Below are 13,887 nucleotides of genomic sequence, written 5' to 3'. Positions count from 1 at the left end.
CTGGCTGGAAAATGAACGGGAAAACCGAAGGTTTTTACGGACATGGCGTACCGCTTGACTCTAGACCTAGATCAAAGGTCTAGACTTTGCCCATGAACAGTCAACCAGCCTCCCTGACCATCGGTACCGTTGCCAAGCGCGCCGGCGTAGCCATCGACACCATTCGTTATTACGAACGCGAAGGTCTGTTGCCCGAACCGCTACGGCGAGCGTCCGGCTATCGCAGCTACAACGAATCGGCGATCAGCCGGTTGCGTTTTATCCGTCGTGCGAAAGATCTGGGTTTCACGCTCGATGAAATCCGTGATCTTCTGGCGTTGTCGGCGGACCGGCATCGTGGCGTGAAAGAAGTGAAACAGCGCGCTGAGCAGCGGCTGGCCAGTATCGACGCGCGTATTGCCGAGTTGATGCGTATCCGCAAGGGACTGGAGCAGTTGATCGAAGCTTGTCCCGGTCACGGTCACCCGGAGCAATGTCCCATTCTGCGGGCGCTTTCCGATGAGGAAGTGCAAGCATGAGTGCACAAGGATCGTGCTGCCACGCCGCCGGTAACAAAGCGCGTGATCCCATTTGCGGGATGGATGTCGATACGGCGAATGCCAAGCATCGCAGCGACTACAACGGCCAGACATTTTATTTCTGCTGTGCGGGCTGCAAGACGAAGTTCGATGCCGAACCTGCGCGTTATACGCAGGCGAAACCTGCAAACTTCGCTGTGCCGGTGCATACCTTGAATGTATTGCCGATGGCACACCACGAGCATGGTGCGAACCATGCTGGGGCGACAGTGAAAGACCCTGTGTGCGGTATGAGCGTCGATCCAGCGACCGCATCGCATCGCGCCGAACATGAGGGTCAAACGTATTATTTCTGCTGCGCAAGTTGCAAGCAGAAATTCACGGCCGATCCCGCACTGTATTTGCAGGAACACCGTGCTCCCGCAGCGGTGGTGCCCGGCGCCACGTACACCTGTCCCATGCATCCGGAGGTGCAGCAGGACGGTCCCGGCGATTGCCCGAAGTGCGGCATGGCACTGGAACCGACGATGCCGAGCCTGGATGAGGATGACAGCGGCGAAGTACGCGCCATGCAGCGCAGATTGTGGTCGTTGGTGGCGTTGACACTGCCGGTGTTTGTCATTGCGATGTTACCGCATGCGGGCATGTCTCTGCCGGATGCATGGAGTCGTGCGGCAGCCCGGGTCGAAGCCGCGCTTGCCAGCATCGTCGTGCTGTGGGGTGGGGCGCCGTTTTTTGCACGCGGCTGGCGTTCGCTCAAACCATGGCAGCCGAACATGTACACGCTGATCGCCGTTGGCACCGGCGTGGCCTGGATCTACAGCGCCTTGGCTTTCTTGCTGCCCGGGATTTTTCCACCAGGCTTTCGCGACATGCATGGACGTGTCGCGGTGTATTTCGAATCCGCGGCGGTCATCGTCACGCTGGTGACGCTGGGTGATTTTCTGGAATGGCGGGCGCGCCGGCGTACAGGCGAAGCGCTCAAAGCGCTTCTGGGCCTTGCACCGAAAACAGCGCGGCGAGTATCAGGCCATGAAGAACACGATGTGCCGCTGAGTGACGTCAGTGTCGGCGATGTGCTGCGCATTCGCCCCGGCGAGAAAGTGCCGGTAGATGGCGTGGTGCTGAGTGGCGGCAGCCAGGTCGATGAGTCGATGCTCACCGGTGAGCCGATGCCGGTAACGAAAAAGCAGGGCGATGCGCTGACGGGTGGTACCGTGAATCGGGATGGTGCGCTGACCATGCGCGCGCAAAAAGTCGGTGCATCAACTGTGCTGGCGCAGATCGTGGCGCAGGTGGCGCAGGCGCAGCGCAGCAAGGCACCGCTGCAGCGTGTGGCCGATCAAGTCGCTGCGTGGTTTGTGCCCACGGTGATCGTGGCTGCCGCGTTGGCATTCGCCGGCTGGGTGTGGCTTGGTCCGGATCCACGCCTTGCGCATGGGCTGATTGCGGCAGTCTCGGTACTTATCATCGCCTGTCCTTGCGCGTTGGGCTTGGCGACACCGATTTCGATCATGGTGGCGAGCGGGCGCGGTGCCAGCCAGGGTTTGCTGTTCAAGGATGCTGCAGCGATCGAATCCCTGCGCAAGGCCGATACGCTGGTGGTGGACAAGACCGGCACCCTGACTGAGGGTAAGCCTTCGTTGACGGAGATCGTGACATGGGGTGAACAGGAGCGGGATGGATTGCTGACGTGGGCGGCAAGCCTTGAACGTTCAAGCGAGCATCCGCTGGCGAAAGCCATCCTTGCTGCCGCCAAGCAAGAACAATTGCAGTTCGTTGAAACCGATGATTTCCGTGTTCATGCGGGTAGTGGCGTAAGCGGACGCATGCAAGGCCACCAGGTGGTGTTTGGCAATGAGCGATTGATGGAGCAGTCCGGCATCGCGATCAGACAGGACGCTCAAGCCAAGGTCGATGCGTTGCGTAGCGAAGGCGCCACCGTGATGATGCTCGCTGCCGATGGCAAGCTTGCGGGACTGTTTGCCGTGAGCGATCGCATCAAGTCGGATACACTGCAAGCCATCGCTGCGCTCAAGGGTGCTGGCATGCACGTTGTCATGTTGACCGGTGACAACGTCATCACCGCAAGTCATGTGGCGAAAGAACTCGGTATCAGTGAAATCCATGCCGGTGCCTCACCCGCAGATAAAGCCGCCGTGGTCGAGTCTTTGCGCAAGCAAGGCCGATGCGTGGCGATGGCGGGTGACGGCATCAACGATGCCCCCGCATTGGCCGTGGCCGATATCGGCATCGCCATGGGACAGGGCACGGATGTCGCGATGGAAAGTGCGCAGCTGACGCTGGTGAAGGGTAGCTTGCTGGGCATCTTGCATGCGCGCGAGCTGTCGAAAGCGACGGTGCTAAATATTCGCCAAAACCTTTTCTTTGCGTTTGTCTACAACGCGTTGGGGGTGCCGCTGGCGGCGGGTGTGCTCTATCCGTTGTTTGGCATCGTGCTGTCGCCTATGGTGGCGGCGCTGGCGATGAGTCTGTCGTCGGTGTCGGTGGTTAGCAATGCGTTGCGGTTGCGAAAGACGGCGTGATTGAACTGCCTGCTTTGATCTTTTGGCAGGGCGATTGAATGACTTTCTGGATGCCCTGTTTTACCTTGCTGTCCTCCCGGCGAAGGCCGGGATCCATTTCCACAACTTGCATGGATCCCGGCCTTCGCCGGGATGACCGTGAGGCAATGTCGGATACCTCGGAAAGGGGCGCGCACACAAAAAGCCTCGTCGAGGCGTAAAATCTCCTCCGCAGCCGTCACACGCGACGGCTACGTGGTGATCATGCCGGCCGGGAGGCCAATGCCATGTCACGGAGAGGATGGGTCGTGTGGAGTGCCGCCTTCTGCGCGGCAGCTGCGCTACTTGCAGCTTCGCCCGCCATGGACGCGCCGGTAACACCCGCCAATGCGCCCTTTGTGGCACGCATCGAATTGATCGGTCCGATCGGCCCCGCCGCAGCGGAATACGTCGATGGCGCGATCCAGCGCGCAACCGATGACGGCGCCAAGGCCATCGTGTTGCAACTCGATACGCCAGGCGGATTGATTGAATCCATGCGAAGCATCGTGTCGGATATCCTGGCGTCAAAAGTGCCCATCATCGGTTATGTGGCGCCGTCCGGCGCGCGTGCGGCGTCTGCTGGCACGTACATTCTCTACGCATGTCCCATTGCGGCCATGGCACCCGCGACGCATTTGGGTGCGGCGACACCGGTTGATCTGGGTGGTGGTACGCCCATGCCATCGCCGCTGGGCAACGGTTTACCGTCGTCCAGCAAGTCCACGGATAAAGCGACTTCCGGCAATAACCCACTTAGTGATGCCGAATCCAACAAAATACTCAACGATGCCATTGCGATGATCCGTTCGCTGGCGCAGATGCATGGCCGCAATGCTGTGTGGGCAGAGCAGGCGGTGCGCGGCGCTGCAACACTTACGGCGAGCGAAGCGGCCGCACAGCATGTCATCGATTTCGTTGCGGCCGATTCATCATCCCTGCTGGCGCAAGCCGATGGCCGAACGGTGCATGTCGGAGAGCAATCCGTGACGCTGGCCGTGCGTGATCTACCGATACACGATTATCCACCGGACTGGCGTGCGCGCTTTTTGGGAATCATCACCAATCCCACCATAGCGTATGTGCTGCTGCTGGCTGGCATATACGGTCTGATCCTTGAAGTTTTCCATCCCGGCAGTTTCTTCCCCGGTGTGACGGGCGGTATTTGTTTGCTGATCGGCCTGTATGCGTTGCAATTGCTGCCGGTGAGCTACGCCGGTTTGATCTTGATGGCGCTTGGCGTAGCACTCTTGCTGGCGGAGGCATTCGTGCCGACGGCAGGGGTGCTGGGCGTCGGCGGCGTGATCGCTTTCGTGCTGGGTTCGGTCATGTTGTTTCGCACCGACGTGCCGGGTTACCAGGTGGATCTTGGCGTCATCGTCGGCATAGGTTGTTGCGCGATTGTTCTACTGGCCTTGCTATTGCGGTTGGTGATGCGAGCGCGCCGTGCACGTGCTTTCAACGGCGATGCGCAGATGCTGCAAAGTACGGGCGAATTGCTGCAGGCCGTCGCAGCCGGCGGCCAGGGTTGGGCGCGTATCGGCGGTGAACGCTGGCGCGTGCAATGCGAGGCGGCGCTTCCCGCCGGTGCGTCTGTGCGTGTGGTCAGTCGTCATGGCTTGTTGCTGCAGGTGACGACTGCGCAGGCAGGCGAAGGAGAATCTTCATGATCGGTTTCATGGGCGTTATCGTGCTTGTCGTGATTGCGCTATTGTTTTCGTCGATCAAGGTGCTGCCGGAATACCAGCGTGGTGTGGTGCTGACGCTGGGTCGCTATACCGGCACCAAGGGCCCGGGTTTGTTCGTTCTGGTGCCGATGGTGCAGCGAATGACGCGGGTGGATCTGCGCGTCACGGTGATGGATGTGCCGCCGCAGGATGTCATTTCCCGTGACAACGTTTCGGTACGCGTCAATGCAGTGGTGTATTTCCGCGTGATGGAACCGGACAAGTCGGTGCTGAAAGTGGCGGACTTCTTCCAGGCCACCAGTCAGCTGTCGCAGACACGCCTGCGCTCGGTGCTTGGCCAGCACGAATTGGACGAGATCCTCTCGCAGCGCGATTCGATCAATCACAGCTTGCAGCAAATCCTTGATGAGGCAACGGATCCCTGGGGCATCAAGATCACCAATGTCGAGATCAAGGATGTCGATCTCAACGAAACCATGGTGCGTGCGATTGCCCGTCAGGCTGAAGCGGAACGCGAACGCCGGGCCAAGGTGATCCACGCCGACGGCGAACTGCAAGCGTCGGAAAGGCTGCGCGACGCCGCCGCGATGCTGTCCCAGCAACCGCAGGCTCTGCAGTTACGGTATTTGCAGACCTTGGCCAGCATGTCCAGCAGCGGGCAGTCCAGCACCATTGTATTTCCGCTACCGCTGGATCTGCTCAAGCCATTGCTCGATAAAACAAGCTAGGTGACGTCTGTCAGATCCGATGAATGACGCCTGTGTCTGCCACGGCCGTGGCCTGAGGCCGATGATCTCTCCCACACCACACCCGGTGCGGGAGGAGAAAGCCATGAACGCCGTGAACGACACTCGCCGTACGCTCGAGAAATACATGCCGTTGCTGGTCGGCCTGCTGGTCGCCTTTCTGGCCGGCAAGGCACTGAAACGCACTTTCTGGACGTTGTTTGCCATGTACTGGGCCGTGCACGCCTCCGGTATGCATTTCTGAAGGATTGTGCGGCGGGCGTGATGCCCGTATGGTGCGCGGGCCTGAACCCGGAGCCCTGCGTGAAACCAAGAACCCTTGCCGAATGGCTGGATTACCAACAGGGCGTCCACGCGCTTGGCGTCGACCTGGGACTTGATCGCGTACGGGCCGTCTGGGAACGCATGGATGCGCCTCCGCTGGCACGTCACGTGATAACGGTCGGCGGCACCAACGGCAAGGGCTCGACGGTTGCGTTTCTGGAGGCGATGCTCACGGCGGCCGGACAAAAAGTCGGCTGTTACACCTCACCGCATCTTCTCCGCTACAACGAGCGCATTCGTATCGCCGGTGTGGATGCCAGCGATGCGGCGCTGATCGAAAGTTTCGAGCGCATTGAACTTGCCCGTGGCGAGATTCCGCTGACGTACTTCGAGTTCGGCACACTGGCCGCATTCGATCTGTTTTCGCGAGCGGGTCTTGATGTCGCTGTACTGGAAGTAGGTCTTGGCGGCCGCCTCGATGCGGTCAACCTGATCGACGCGGATGCAGTGATCATCACCACGGTCGATCTGGATCATGTGGAATGGCTGGGACCGGATCGCGACAGCATCGGCCGCGAGAAAGCGGGTATTGCCCGCCGCGGCCGTCCGGCGATTGTCGGCGAACTCGATCCGCCGAGTGGCCTGTTGGAGGCACTGACGGCACATGGCGCCAGCGTCGAACGGGCAGGGCAGGATTTCTGGGTGGAGCGTTCCGTTCATCACTGGGCGTGGCTGCATCGCGATGACACCCGGTTGACCTTGCCGGATCCCGAATTGGCCGCTCCCGTGCAATACGCCAACGCAGCGTCGGCCATCGCCGCCGTGCATACGCTGAAACTGGTGGAACTGGCCGAGCTGGAGCGCATCGCGGCCGCCGGCATGCACCAGCCACGGGCGCCGGCGCGATTGCAGCCTTTGGGCGGTGATCCGCTGCTAATTGTTGACGTAGGGCACAACCCACAAGCAGCGCGTGCCCTGGCCGACTGGCTGGATGCCCAGCCTGGCGGGCGCGTACATGCGGTTTATGGCGCGCTATCGGATAAAGACGTCGGCGGAGTGATGGCCGCACTCGGTACGCGCATCACGCACTGGCATCTGGCCGGGCTGGAGCAGGACACGCCGCGCGGCTTGCCTGCATCGGTTCTGGCGGGCGTGCTGCATCAGGTATTGCCCCGTGCAGCGGTTGATACGTATCCAAATGTGCGGCATGCATTGGCTGCAGCGCGGGCAAGCGCCCGGTTTGGTGACCGCATTCTCGCCTTTGGCTCGTTTTTCGTCGCCGCCGCGGTGCTGGAAGAAACGGCCCGCTGAACCTTCGTGTCGATTCCGTCATGTAAACCTGCGGGGCCGGGTATAATCGCCGCCGTCACGCACAAGTGGTTGTCTGGAGTCGATCTTGAACACACGCCTGTTGGGAGCCGCTGTCCTCGTTGCGCTGGCTGTCCTGTTCGTACCGATGATGTTCTCGAGCAAAGCGCCGTCAACCAGCACCAACACCGATCAATCGGTCAGCCTGGCCATTCCCGCGGCGCCAGATCGCGATTTGCAGACCAAGACGATGAGCCTGGCGGGCCAGCCGTCCCCGGCCAGCAGCGTGGCGCCCGCGACCACCGCCGCGCCCAACGCCACTGGCATGAGCACGGTGAACACCAGCGCGCAGCCGGCTGTCAGTTCGAGTGCTCCGGCTATTGCCACGCCGCCTGTCCAACAACAACCAGCCATTCCGACCCCGCCGACGAGAGCTGTCGCGGCGACCAGCCGTCCGGCGATCGCGCCGCCGCCCGCCCCCGTGGTAGCGCCCCCCTCCGAGCCTGCGCTGCCTCCGGCCACGGCGGCACGCGGTATCTATAGCGTCAATCTCAGTGCCTACGCGCCGGACGGTGCCAATCGCCTGATGCAGCGCGTGCGCAGCATGGGCTACCCGGTTCGTAGCGAGCCGATCCAGCGTGCCGGCAAAACTTTGACCCTGGTCAGCGCCGGTCCGTTCGAAACCCGTGCGGCGGCTGAAGCCGCGCGCCTGAAGATCGCGCAGACCGTGCCCGGCATTCCGGCGCGCTTGGAAAGCGGCGCCACCACGCCTCAGGGCGATGTTCCCGCACCGGTGGCCGCGGCCGGTCCCGCGCGCGCAGGCGCCTGGGCCGTGCAGGTGGCGGCCATGGGCAGCAAGGCGGACGCCATGGCGCTGCGTGACAAGCTGCGCGCCAGCGGCTTCGACGGCTTCGTGGACTCGGTCAATGCGGGCGGCAAGCAGCTCTGGCGCGTGCGCGCCGGTCCACAGACCCAGCGTGCCGATGCGGTGAGCCTGCGTGATCAGATCAAGGCCAAACTCGGGCTGGACGGCAACGTCGTCAGCGCTAACTGAACGGCATAAAGAACCGGAAGCCACGGGATGAACGCGATCGACCTGATCATCATCGCCGTATTGGCGCTTTCGGTCCTTGTAGGACTTTGGCGCGGCCTCATATCCGAGGTGTTAGCGCTAGCTACCTGGGTGGCGGCATTCTGGGTGGCATGGACGTATGGTCCGGCGGTTTCGGCGCATTTTGACCGGACCATCGAAACGCCGGTACTGCGCTTGCTGGTGGGCTACGGTGCCTGCTTCATCGCGGTGCTGATACTCGGTGCGCTGGTGCGATTCGTGTTGCACCAGCTGGTAGATGGCACGGGCCTGGGCGGCACGGATCGCCTGCTCGGCATGATTTTTGGTTTTGCGCGCGGCGTGCTGCTGGTGACGCTGATGGTGTTCTTGGTTGGTCAAACCTCGTTGGCGCGCGAAGCCATGTGGCAACAATCGACGTTGCTGCCGCAGTTCAAGGGCATGGCGGATTGGCTGAAACAGGAAATGCCGCCGGATGTTCGCCAGCACCTGCAGCCGGGAAATCTCCCGGAGCGTCTGCAAAACCTGAAAAACGTGTTGCCGGCCGGATTGCCGCCGCACGGATCCAATCCTCCGGCTGCCGCTTCCAGCGCGGCCGACGCAACGCATTACAGTAACGGGTAGCATCACCATGTGCGGAATCATCGGTATTGTCGGTACCACTGAAGTGGCATCGGCGCTTTATGACGGGCTCACCGTCCTGCAGCATCGTGGGCAGGACGCGGCGGGCATCGCGACCGTGGACGGAGCGCGCTTGCGGCTGCACAAGGAGAACGGCCTGGTCCGTGATGTGTTCAACCAGACGTCGATGAGCCACCTGCGTGGACGCATCGGCATCGGGCATTGCCGCTATCCCACCGCGGGCTCGGAAGGCTCCTCTGAGTCGCAGCCGTTCTACGTGAACTCACCCTACGGCATCGCTTTCGCGCACAACGGCAACCTGGTCAACACCGAAACGCTGCGCCGCGAGATGTTCGAGGACGATCGGCGGCACATCAATACCGATTCGGATTCGGAAGTGCTGCTGAACGTGCTCGCGCACGAGTTGCAGATCCAGGACCGCATGGCGCTTACGCCGGATCACATCTTCAAGGCCGTTGCCGGTGTTCATGCCCGCGCACGCGGGGGCTATGCCTGTCTTGCCTTGCTGCTGGGTTATGGCTTGCTGGCATTCCGCGATCCGAACGGTATTCGTCCGCTGGTACTGGGCGAGCGCGTGACGCCGGAAGGTCGTGAATACGCCGTGACCTCAGAGTCGGTGGCGTTGGACATTCTCGGCTTCAAGCGCCTGCGCGACGTGGCGCCTGGCGAAGCGGTGTTCATCACCGTTGATGGTCAGCTGCACACCCGCATGTGCGCCGAGAGCGCCGTGCACTCGCCGTGCATTTTTGAATACGTGTATCTGGCGCGTCCCGACTCGATGATCGAAAACGTGTCGGTCTACAAGGCGCGCCTGCGCATGGGCCAGAAGCTGGCCGAGAAGATCCTGCGCGAACGTCCCGATCACGGTATCGAAGCGGTGATTCCCATTCCCGACACCGCACGCACTGCCGCCAGTGCGCTGGCGGAGGCGTTAGGTGTGCCGTTCCGCGAAGGCTTCGTGAAGAATCGCTACATCGGCCGCACCTTCATCATGCCGGGGCAGGGCGAGCGCGTGAAATCAGTGCGTCGCAAGCTCAATCCGGTGGAATTGGAATTCCGCAAGAAGAACGTGCTGCTGGTGGACGACTCCATTGTGCGCGGCACCACCTCACGCCAGATCATCCAGATGGCGCGCGACGCCGGCGCCCGCAATGTGTTCTTCGCCTCCGCTGCGCCGCCGGTGCGCTATCCGAATGTATACGGCATCGACATGCCGGCTGCTTCCGAACTGGTGGCCGCAGGCCATACGGTCCAGGAAGTAGAGAAAATGCTCGGCGCCGACTGGTTGATCTACCAGGATCTGCAGGATCTGATCTGGGCCGTGCAGGATGGCAACGAAAACCTGAAGCATTTCGATACCTCGTGCTTCAACGGCGAATACATCACCGGTCTCGATCAGCATTATTTGCAGCAGATTGAAATGTTGCGCTCGGATGATGCGAAGGCGGCGCGACGTAGCGCTTGACGGACGCATTTGCGCTATACGTTAACCAACGTGTGTTCCTAGCTGTCATTCCCGCGAAAGCGGGAATGACAGCGACGCAAGACGATATTTCCCCGGGGATGTTCGCCCTATAAATTTCCATGAACAATCTCCACGCCGCCGCCAAACGCTGCCTTGATGCCAGCGATCCTGCAGAAAAGCTGCGCTTGACCCACACCACCTGGTCCGCATTCCAGGCTGGCGAATTGCAAGCCGACGCCACATCACCTGCAGCTGAGCCAATCGGCGTCCCCGGTCGTCCCGATCGCCCGCATCTTGTTCCGCAACGCCAAGTGCCACATCGCGGCCTGGGCTCGGCGGAAGGCCGTGCAGCACTCGTGCACGCGGTGGCACATATCGAATTCAATGCCATCAATCTGGCCTGGGACGCGGTATATCGCTTCCGCGGCATGCCTGCGGACTACTACCGCGACTGGGCTAGCTGCGCGAATGACGAAGCCCGCCATTTCGCGCTGCTTGCCGAACGATTAGGCGAACTTGGCCATACCTACGGCGACTTCGATGCCCACAATGGCCTATGGGAAATGGCCGAAAAAACCGCGCATCACGACACCGCCCGCATGGCATTGGTGCCGCGCGTACTGGAAGCGCGTGGGCTGGATGTCACGCCCGGCATGATTGAGCGCCTGCGTGCTGTAGGCGACGAACGCACCATCGCCATTCTTGAAATCATCCTGCGCGAAGAAGTCGCGCATGTTGCCGCCGGCTCACGCTGGTTCCGCTGGTGCTGCGAGCGCGATGGTCTGGATTCGCGCGAAACTTTCCTCGATCTGCTGCGCGATTACATGGGCCGCAACCTGCGCGGACCATTCAATCGTCCCGCGCGTCTGGAAGCCGGTTTTGACGATGACGAGCTTGACCAGCTCACTGCGCTCGCACTTGCTTCGTAAGTTGGATGGCCCCGGATCAAGTCCGGGGTCATCCAACTACAACACCGCATCGGCACGTGTCAGTTGACCGGCTTGCGGAACTTCAAGATAAACCGATCCGTCTTGCCTTTGATCGACGCATCGAAAATCGGCAACGTGTGGTTGTCCGCCGGATTGCTCAGTACATCGCTCTCGCCCACATACTCAAACCCCGCTGCCGTCACTTCAGCTTTCACTGCGGCGGGATCGATACGATGCAAATCATTGGTCTTCGATACACCCGTTCCTGCGGCAGCAGCATGATCAAGCACGATATAAGTGCCGCCCGGCTTGAGTGCGTCAAAGATCGCTCTGTTGATACGCGCCATGTCCGGTGAACTCATGAACGGATCGTGCAGATCGTGATAGTTCTGCGATGTCCAGACCATGTCGACGCCTTTGGGGATATCCAGATTTGCGATCGGCTGCACCTGCACCGTCACGTTGGGATAAGCCGGTGTGCCGGCAAAGCTACGTAAGCTTGGCAGGTTCTTGGGCGCTGCCTTGTCCATTTCCGTGGGCAGCAATGCATAGACAGCTCCGTTGGGGCCGACGATCTTGCTGAACAGGCGCGTGTAATAACCCGCGCCAGGCATCAGGTCGACGACTTTGTAGCCTCGCCGCAAATCTGCGAACTGCAGCACCTCGATCGGTTTGCGCTCGGCATCCATCGCCCGTTGGTCAGCTGGCCGATTGGGATCGGCGACGGCAAGGGCGATAAAGGAAGGCAATGCGGGCCCGGCCAGGGCAGGGATACCGGCTAAAACCACTGAAACGACGGCAGCAGCGAAAAAAGTATGGAGTTTCATCGACGACCTCCTTGAATCGGTGAGGTATTCAGAGTGGCTGATGTGCTGTGGCGGAAATGTGTGCGTGAATGGCTGTCCCGCTTACTTGCGAACCTTGCCGCCATCATCAGGATACGACCACACCCAATGGCGCGAGTTCGGGACGCGGGCCTCAGGGGCGTCATGCCACGCATCAGTATGACGCCGCTTCGATCTCTGAGTCGATCTCAGTACACGTAATTGATGGCGATGGCTGGTGTCACGGTGTTCACGGAATTGTGTCCGCCGAAGGTGACGCGTGTGCCGAGCAACACGCCAATGGCCGATGACCAGTTGTATTCGATGGCTGGCGCAAGGCCGAATGCCGTACTGGTGCCTGAATTGATCCGAATATTCTGCGGATAGGGGATGTTGCCGGGATCCAGCAAATCTTCGCCGGCTATGTGTGTATTGCCGTTACGGCCATAAGTGGCATCCAGCGCCAGCACCCATCGTTGAGTCAGACTGTATTCGAGCGATAGATCGGCAAAAAAGCTGTTGCCTGGTTTGACATTGCCATCAAATCCCTGGCTCGTGCCATAGACGCTGACGCCTTTCACATTGACGCTTTGCGAAAAGGCGTCCGACACATCCAGGCGCATGCGAAGAATGCGCCCGTTCGGCATCCAGAAGTACATCTGCGAATTGATCGCCAGTGTCGTGGTGTAAGCACCGGCGCCAAGGCCATTGCTGGGACGGTCGCCAAGTTCGTCGTACTTGCCCGTAGGAAAGGTTTCTTGCAGTTGGATCGCGGTGGTTGGTATCCAGCTGTCGGGACGAAATTCCGTCAGGCGGTATTGCGCTTGCAACGTGATGTCACCGACACCCACCCCGGAACTGTTTGTGCCGTTGACGACGCGGTTGTAACCAAAAACCGGAATGATGCCGATCGAGAGTCGATTCACTAGCCCATAGAGGATATAAGTGCGCGATCCGAAGCTATCGGTATTCGGGCTGCGTATGTCGTAGAGATAAGGCTCGAATAGAAAGTGTCCGGGTGGCAATGTTTCAGCCGAGTTAGCCAGCATCGGCCCGGTCCACCACGCATCGCTCATCGATTCTTCGGTGACAGCAGCGGGTGGCGGCGTTGGTACGGTCTGCGCGCTTGCGGGGAATGACCACCCTAGGCAGCCATGCAGGCACAACAGCCACACAAAACCAGCGCGCCGCCTCGCATTCATCACTGGGCCCGCGTCAGGTCAGCGACGAAATTCGGTTCCCAAGTCTTGCCGTTGTCATCCGAAAACGATATTTCGAAATGATGTGAGTTCGGTTGGATATCCGACCACGCATTACGTACAAGGATGGTTCGGCCGTTATAAGGCTGCTGATTGATCAGTTCGCCGCGTCCGTCCTTGAATTCACCGATGGCCGAGGGTTCGATCACACCGTCGCTGCTGTCGACAAAGGTCTGGGTCCATTGGTGCGACTGCGGGTTGTAGAAATAGAGGGTCAACCCTTTGAGATGTTGATCGGCGCCGTTTGCCTCGATCTCTTCTATCGATGCTTTGCCGTCCCAGATTTTTCTCACCGTTACCGTGCCGTTGAGTTCGACCCAGGTCTTGTCTCCGGTCAGTGGGTGCTGAAGCGTCTTGATGTGCGTGTGCCAGGTGCCGATGTTGAAGTCGAAGTCGTGCGAGCCGTCGCGATAGGCTGGGGTCTGGGACTGCGCGCTTTGGGCGCTTGCCAGCGGCATGAAGCTGGCCGCCGCCATCACCATGAGTGCGCTGCGAAAAAAAGTTCTCTGGAACCGTGTCATGGCAGAACCTCCCGACGCGGCTTGTTGCCGCCCTGGGTGAAAATTAGGCCTGTCAGTGGTTGGCGAAAATAGCCACTTGGGTATGATTCG

13 protein-coding genes are annotated in these 13,887 nt (G+C 60.5%); 10 read left to right on the top strand and 3 right to left on the bottom strand.

Going from position 1 to position 13,887, the window contains the following annotated elements; translation table 11 throughout:
* The first annotated feature begins 92 nt into the window (after nucleotides 1–92).
* From ISN74_RS11315 to ISN74_RS11270, 10 genes are all read left to right on the top strand, one after another.
* The gene (locus ISN74_RS11315) at nucleotides 93–518 is read left to right on the top strand and encodes a heavy metal-responsive transcriptional regulator (RefSeq protein WP_188801290.1); all 426 of its coding nucleotides are present in this window, start codon (nucleotides 93–95) and stop codon (nucleotides 516–518) included.
* Complete coding sequence (locus tag ISN74_RS11310; protein WP_188801292.1) at nucleotides 515–3,064, top strand: heavy metal translocating P-type ATPase; 2,550 nt, start codon at nucleotides 515–517, stop codon at nucleotides 3,062–3,064. Before ISN74_RS11315 ends, ISN74_RS11310 begins: the two co-directional genes overlap by 4 nt.
* Nucleotides 3,065–3,330: 266 nt before the next feature.
* The gene (locus ISN74_RS11305) at nucleotides 3,331–4,752 is read left to right on the top strand and encodes an NfeD family protein (RefSeq protein WP_308420782.1); all 1,422 of its coding nucleotides are present in this window, start codon (nucleotides 3,331–3,333) and stop codon (nucleotides 4,750–4,752) included.
* Nucleotides 4,749–5,498, top strand: coding sequence for a slipin family protein (locus ISN74_RS11300; protein ID WP_188801295.1), 750 nt, complete (start codon nucleotides 4,749–4,751; stop codon nucleotides 5,496–5,498). Before ISN74_RS11305 ends, ISN74_RS11300 begins: the two co-directional genes overlap by 4 nt.
* A 103-nt stretch (nucleotides 5,499–5,601) precedes the next feature.
* Entirely contained in the window at nucleotides 5,602–5,760 is a 159-nt protein-coding gene (locus ISN74_RS11295; RefSeq protein WP_188801297.1) for a hypothetical protein, read from the top strand.
* Nucleotides 5,761–5,780: 20 nt separating this feature from the next.
* Nucleotides 5,781–7,091: a bifunctional tetrahydrofolate synthase/dihydrofolate synthase gene (gene folC / locus ISN74_RS11290; RefSeq protein ID WP_188801388.1), complete on the top strand. Its 1,311-nt coding sequence runs from the start codon at nucleotides 5,781–5,783 to the stop codon at nucleotides 7,089–7,091.
* Nucleotides 7,092–7,176: 85 nt separating this feature from the next.
* Entirely contained in the window at nucleotides 7,177–8,142 is a 966-nt protein-coding gene (locus tag ISN74_RS11285; protein WP_188801299.1) for an SPOR domain-containing protein, read from the top strand.
* Nucleotides 8,143–8,169: 27 nt separating this feature from the next.
* Nucleotides 8,170–8,781: a CvpA family protein gene (locus ISN74_RS11280; RefSeq protein WP_188801301.1), complete on the top strand. Its 612-nt coding sequence runs from the start codon at nucleotides 8,170–8,172 to the stop codon at nucleotides 8,779–8,781.
* A 7-nt stretch (nucleotides 8,782–8,788) separates the two neighbouring features.
* Nucleotides 8,789–10,264, top strand: coding sequence for an amidophosphoribosyltransferase (gene purF, locus ISN74_RS11275; protein WP_188801303.1), 1,476 nt, complete (start codon nucleotides 8,789–8,791; stop codon nucleotides 10,262–10,264).
* Nucleotides 10,265–10,383: 119 nt separating this feature from the next.
* Nucleotides 10,384–11,193 carry a ferritin-like domain-containing protein gene (locus ISN74_RS11270; protein WP_188801305.1) on the top strand — a complete coding sequence of 270 codons (810 nt, stop codon included), beginning with the start codon at nucleotides 10,384–10,386 and terminating at the stop codon, nucleotides 11,191–11,193.
* A 59-nt stretch (nucleotides 11,194–11,252) separates the two neighbouring features.
* Here the strand turns inward: ISN74_RS11270 and ISN74_RS11265 are convergent, their stop codons facing one another.
* The 3 genes from ISN74_RS11265 to ISN74_RS11255 form a co-directional block, all read right to left on the bottom strand.
* On the bottom strand, nucleotides 11,253–12,020 hold the full coding sequence (locus tag ISN74_RS11265) for a class I SAM-dependent methyltransferase (protein WP_229679407.1): 768 nt from the start codon (nucleotides 12,018–12,020) through the stop codon (nucleotides 11,253–11,255).
* A 206-nt stretch (nucleotides 12,021–12,226) separates the two neighbouring features.
* Nucleotides 12,227–13,219, bottom strand: a complete 993-nt coding sequence (locus ISN74_RS11260) for a transporter family protein (protein WP_188801307.1) — start codon at nucleotides 13,217–13,219, stop codon at nucleotides 12,227–12,229.
* Entirely contained in the window at nucleotides 13,219–13,758 is a 540-nt protein-coding gene (locus ISN74_RS11255) for a DUF1579 family protein (protein ID WP_188801309.1), read from the bottom strand. Before ISN74_RS11255 ends, ISN74_RS11260 begins: the two co-directional genes overlap by 1 nt.
* Nucleotides 13,759–13,887: the final 129 nt, after the last annotated feature.

Source organism: Dyella caseinilytica (genome assembly GCF_016865235.1).
Classification (GTDB): domain Bacteria; phylum Pseudomonadota; class Gammaproteobacteria; order Xanthomonadales; family Rhodanobacteraceae; genus Dyella_B; species Dyella_B caseinilytica.
This window is presented reverse-complemented; position numbering and strand designations above follow the sequence as displayed.

Excerpts from the sequence above, each read along its gene's own strand:
- ISN74_RS11255 (WP_188801309.1), bottom strand. The coding sequence starts at position 13,758 with ATGGTGATGGCGGCGGCCAGCTTCATGCCGCTGGCAAGCGCCCAAAGC.
- ISN74_RS11265 (WP_229679407.1), bottom strand. The coding sequence starts at position 12,020 with ATGAAACTCCATACTTTTTTCGCTGCTGCCGTCGTTTCAGTGGTTTTA.
- ISN74_RS11300 (WP_188801295.1), top strand. The coding sequence starts at position 4,749 with ATGATCGGTTTCATGGGCGTTATCGTGCTTGTCGTGATTGCGCTATTG.
- purF (WP_188801303.1), top strand. The coding sequence starts at position 8,789 with ATGTGCGGAATCATCGGTATTGTCGGTACCACTGAAGTGGCATCGGCG.
- folC (WP_188801388.1), top strand. The coding sequence starts at position 5,781 with ATGCCCGTATGGTGCGCGGGCCTGAACCCGGAGCCCTGCGTGAAACCA.
- ISN74_RS11260 (WP_188801307.1), bottom strand. The coding sequence starts at position 13,219 with ATGAATGCGAGGCGGCGCGCTGGTTTTGTGTGGCTGTTGTGCCTGCAT.
- ISN74_RS11305 (WP_308420782.1), top strand. The coding sequence starts at position 3,331 with ATGTCACGGAGAGGATGGGTCGTGTGGAGTGCCGCCTTCTGCGCGGCA.
- ISN74_RS11280 (WP_188801301.1), top strand. The coding sequence starts at position 8,170 with ATGAACGCGATCGACCTGATCATCATCGCCGTATTGGCGCTTTCGGTC.
- ISN74_RS11310 (WP_188801292.1), top strand. The coding sequence starts at position 515 with ATGAGTGCACAAGGATCGTGCTGCCACGCCGCCGGTAACAAAGCGCGT.
- ISN74_RS11315 (WP_188801290.1), top strand. The coding sequence starts at position 93 with ATGAACAGTCAACCAGCCTCCCTGACCATCGGTACCGTTGCCAAGCGC.
- ISN74_RS11295 (WP_188801297.1), top strand. The coding sequence starts at position 5,602 with ATGAACGCCGTGAACGACACTCGCCGTACGCTCGAGAAATACATGCCG.
- ISN74_RS11270 (WP_188801305.1), top strand. The coding sequence starts at position 10,384 with ATGAACAATCTCCACGCCGCCGCCAAACGCTGCCTTGATGCCAGCGAT.